We start from the raw sequence: 5,063 nt of genomic DNA, 5'->3' as shown, positions 1-5,063 counted from the left end.
GCCTTCGCCTTCAAATCTAAATTGCGCGTTTGTAGGGAAGGTATACGTTGCGTTATCTAATGGAAATGAAAAACTATATGGATACGCGGTCCCAACGTTTGTAAAATCTATATCAACTCTATAAGTTTTTAATGTTATCCAAGATGAGCCATCATAATATTTAAGATCAAATCCATCGTCATTTTTAAGTTTCGATGCCCCTTTAAAACAAAAAGAAATGGAAATACTTGAATACGTGCTTATATCTAAAGTAGGTGATGTTACTATACTTGTAGATTTATCATCTTCAACCCGTATAGCATCACTTCCACTACAGGCATAAGTTCCGCCAGTATAATACTGTGCATCACTACCTATAGTCCAACCTTGAGTGCCAGATTCAAAATCATAATCGCCAATAATGTCCTGTGCTTGGGTATTAAGCCCAAACAGTAGCGCACAACTTAATATAGTTGTGGCCATAGATCTTTTATTATTTCGAAAAATTGCATTCGTAAGTAATAATAAACGCATGCAATGCAGAGTAATTTTTTCCATAATCTGTAGATTAAATAGCTTGGGGCCATTATATTCAAGTACGAAAATAGGTATAAGACTACGAAACGCACAATATAATCGATGAAATGCATAGTGGTGATGCATTTCGTCGAATATTTCGCTCTTTTCATGGGATTACTGCAATTATTCCATGAAATTTTGCCAAAAAAAATATAAGATGCGAGACCATTTTAGTGATTTATGCCTCAGTTTCTATAATATGTATTTCGTGAAATTCCACTAATGTATTCTAGAGCCATAAACCGTTAACACTTGTTGTTTTGCAATTATCATTTTGGTGATTACAATTCGAACAGTATTTTTGGTTCGACTCGCTCTTGATTTTCTTTTATTATGGTAATCTCATTATTTCGTAAAAACTGAATAAACCAGATCTATATAAAATGGCCTTAAAAAAATGTTATGAACTATATTTCAGGACCTGAATAGTATCTAAAAATTGGAGTATTTATTTTAAAGTGGCTAACTTAAAATATTAATCTTTCGATGCTTTTATTGTGTTGTACTTTACAATGCAAGTAATAAGTATAATATTCGTTTATTACTAAATGATAAATGTTTACGTTGCTATTGCACAATTAAATTTTGAATAAACATGATTAAATGCAAAAAGTCCTGAATGTGAATTCAGGACTTTTTGGGTTATTAAGTATCGGGCAGATTTGAGATTTATAAAAAACCTACACGAATTCAACTCATTTATTTAACTAATACTGATTTAGATATAATGTTTTTTTCAGTTTTTAATCTAATGATGTATGTACCTGCATTGATTTGTTTTGCAGGAATTTCTATATAATTATCTCTGCTATCCAGATTTGATTCAAAAACCATTTGCCCTAAAACATTATACAATTTAGCATTTTGTATAGTTATTAACTTAGGGTTATTTATAATAATACTTTCACTATCATTTGATAAATAAACTTCTAAATGGGTGTTTTCAATGTCATTAATTCCTAATGCTTGTTGATTAGTAAACGTAATTTCAAAACGATCTAAATGTTCTCCCGCTTCTAATTGTACATCATAAATACCATCATTTAAATCGTGATAAACACTAAGCACTTTATCATGCAGATAGACCATTAAACTTGTAGGAGCATTTTCAAGTTTATCTAAAGTAATAGAATTTACACCACTACTTTTTGTATGGATACCTAGTGGTAGTATTGTTTGTTCATTAATTTCATCTGTAGCTTGAATGGTATATTTATCACTATTAATCATCCAATACATATCATCCATTTGATTGTCGTAATATGGCGCATCATAGCCCCAATCATAACCATATGAACTATTATCGTCTAATGTCGCTAAAAGCTGTCTATGTAAAGTGTTTACAGAATTAAAACCAATTCTAAGCTTTAAACGTGTGTCTTTATTTTCCACTTTTGTTGAAGCGTTCTTATTATTTTTCGTACTAGCAGATTTAGTGAACACCGAATTAATGCCGTCTTCAACTTGAAAAATACGTTGGTTATTATTGAAGTTTATCACGCCATCAGCTTCAGCTTCAACAAAGAAACCTTGACCAACAGGTATATATCTGCCTGGTATTTTTGTTGCCGTACCGCCAGTTGCTACATCCGGATCATTAGTTCCATAAGACGCAGCAGGTACTCCACCAGCTAGCGTATATGTTGCATAACCCCCTTGATAAGCACTTAAATTATGTGAGCCACCGCCCCAATGTTCCCAGAAATATAATGTTCCTGTGGTTGCACCAGTACCCGAAATTGTAGCACCGTTATCTAAAATAAATTTGTGTGCATCAATTGAAGAGGCATATGGGTTACCAACTAAATATGCGTTACCAGCATTTATTGGTAAATTAATGTCACCGTTATTAGGTTTACCTTCTAAAACATAGTTTTGAGCTGTTGTTATAGAACCTGTACCAGGACCTTTCATAGTAAAACCTTCGCCCGGTTTTAACGTTCCTGTGCTGCGTACATGTTGCCATTGTGAATAGTTATTACTTAGTCTGTTACTATATTTCCAAATCCAATAGTCAGAAACTGCAACTGGTGAACTTGTTCCGTTATAGCCAGAGGTTAAAAAGCCAACGTTTGTTATAACTTCTGGTAATTTGTAGTTATTGTTATTTGTTGAATTATTAGATAATCCAACGGGTGAAGACCAATAATTGTAGGTAAAAGTATCAGCAGTTCCTTGTTGGTCCTTTTCTAAAGTACCAGAACTTGTAGGATCCAGATAACTATCTGCTCCTTGTACTAATTGAGATTCGCCTTCAAGATCAATTTTCCCGTCTAATTTTAAATACCAGCTTACATTAAGTTCAGAGTCATTTCTAACTTCAAAAGTGATAGGATTTGAACTTGCATCTTGTTGGTTAACAAGTAATCCTGCTTGTTTCAACTCACTATCAACATAAACGTTATTATGTTCAATTTTAACAATAGCACTTTCATTATTAATGGCATCATTACCATTGATACCGTTTAGGGGATCATTTACGGCAACATCTAGTTTACCACTTTGTTTGGTAACGAAAGGTAGCGGAGCAGACTGCTGGTCAATTATTTTTATATTATAAACTTTAGCACCTGTGCCTTGGTCTCTACTTGGCGTTGTAATATCATCCAGAATATCGCCTTTATAGCCATCCATTCTAAAGTATCTTTTTAAATTACTCCATCCTAAAGGAACATTGGTAGTATCATCAATTAAATTATTAACATCTAAAGGAATTACTAATCCTTTTGTATTACTTCCGTTGCTCTCGATTTCTTGATATACCATTTTTTGAAGTTCATTAGTTGAAAGAGCTTTAAAAAACACACGTATTTCATCTATATAACCTTTAAAATAGTTGCTATTGGTATTTGGTTTTCGACCAAGAGTTAAGCTCGAACTATCTGAAGGAAGTGCACCAGAAACGGTAGTACTTGAAATTTCCTGACCATTTATAAATAGTTTTAGGTTGCTATTGGTATTACTGTATGATGCAGTAATATGTGTCCACTGATTCGTATTTAAAGCAGTGCTATTAGATACTGTATTTCCGTTGGCTTTTGCCGAAATCGTTTTATCAGAATTAAGCTGAATATAGAATGAATTTTGACCAAAAACAACTTGATCTCCTGATGCTGTTGGGTCAATCTTAATCCAAGCCATTAAAGTGGCCTCACTCCAACCGTCCATAACAGCTGTATCTTCCATATAATCATTACGGCCATCAAAATACAGTTCAAATTTACCTTCAAGGTCTCTTGGCGATCCAAAAGCCGTGTCATTGGTATCAAATAAATCTAAAATTCCATCACCATCAGAATCTATGGTATCATCAATAAGGCCATCATTATTGGCATCTAAATCTGTATAATGTGTGTTCGATATATCAAAGGTAGAACCATCTGAGGTTGTGTCAATATAATCAGGTATGCCATCACCATCTGTGTCTTTAACAAATAAAGGCCCCGTTCCTTGGCTTAAATTACCATATTCATTGGCTCCTGTTCCATAATCATAAACATCCAAAATGCCATCACCAAAATATTCCAATGTTCTATCATTGTCATCATCTTTTTCTCTAAATACCTCTGAATCTAGACCATCACCAACGCCATCGCCGTTTATATCGCCATCACCATTTTCAAAAGTTAATACTGTAAATTCATATCTTTCTGTACGAGCTTCATCTACATCAAAAATGGCGTCGTTATCAGAGTCCAGATCTAAATAATTTGGTGTTCCATCACCATCTGAATCCAAAGGAACATTAGTTTCAAAAGAATCGTGCATACCATTATTATTAGTATCTATAAATGAAGCGGCTGGAATGGTTGCAGTACCTGCACTAATGGCGCCAAGACCAGCTTCTACAATATCTGGGATACCGTCATTATCTGAATCCAGATCTAAATAATTTGGAATAGAGTCACTATCAGTATCTTCACAAGGTAATCCAGCACATCCATCAGTACCAGCGCATTCATCAGTATCTTTAATTCCGTCATTATCATCATCAATATCTACTCTATCATAAATTCCATCACTATCACTATCAAAATCAAAGACGGAATTAAACGTCAAATCAGAGCCAGCGGCTACATTTCCTAATGCATTGGACATTGTAGTCCACGAATTAGAACCAATGTCATATCGCCAGAACGAATTACTGGCATTTCCTTGAAATGCATATATATATATTCCATCATAAGTTAGAGCTCCATCTTCATCAATATTTCCGGGTGTTGTAGCCAGTGATGTCCATGAATTTAGTGCAATATCATAGCGATAGAATTTTTTTGTTTTCCCTTGAAGCGCATAAATATATGTTCCGTCAAAACCCAAATCTGCTCCTGTATCGATACTCCCGGGAGGTGCTGCCATTGTAGTCCAGGTGTCAGCTCCTGCATTATATCGATAAAAGTTAGTAGTTCCTTTACCTTGAAAGGCGTAAATATCTTTAAAGTCAGAAATCAAAGCGGCTCCAGCGTCAAATTTCACACCACCAGGTAGACTAGACGTTACTGACC

General features: G+C 34.3%; 1 protein-coding gene and 1 pseudogene. Both read right to left on the bottom strand.

What is annotated here, in order from left to right:
• Positions 1-462, bottom strand: a pseudogene (locus tag WBN21_RS12600) (hypothetical protein); the annotation flags it as partial.
• Positions 463-1,257: 795 nt separating this feature from the next.
• On the bottom strand, positions 1,258-5,063 hold a 3,806-nt coding region (locus tag WBN21_RS12595), incomplete at its 5' end, for a LamG-like jellyroll fold domain-containing protein (RefSeq protein WP_424200811.1).

This window comes from Algibacter sp., assembly GCF_049667265.1.
In the GTDB taxonomy this organism is placed as follows: Bacteria; Bacteroidota; Bacteroidia; order Flavobacteriales; family Flavobacteriaceae; genus Algibacter_B.
The sequence above is the reverse complement of the archived record's forward strand: the minus strand, read 5'-3'. Positions and strand labels throughout refer to the sequence as shown.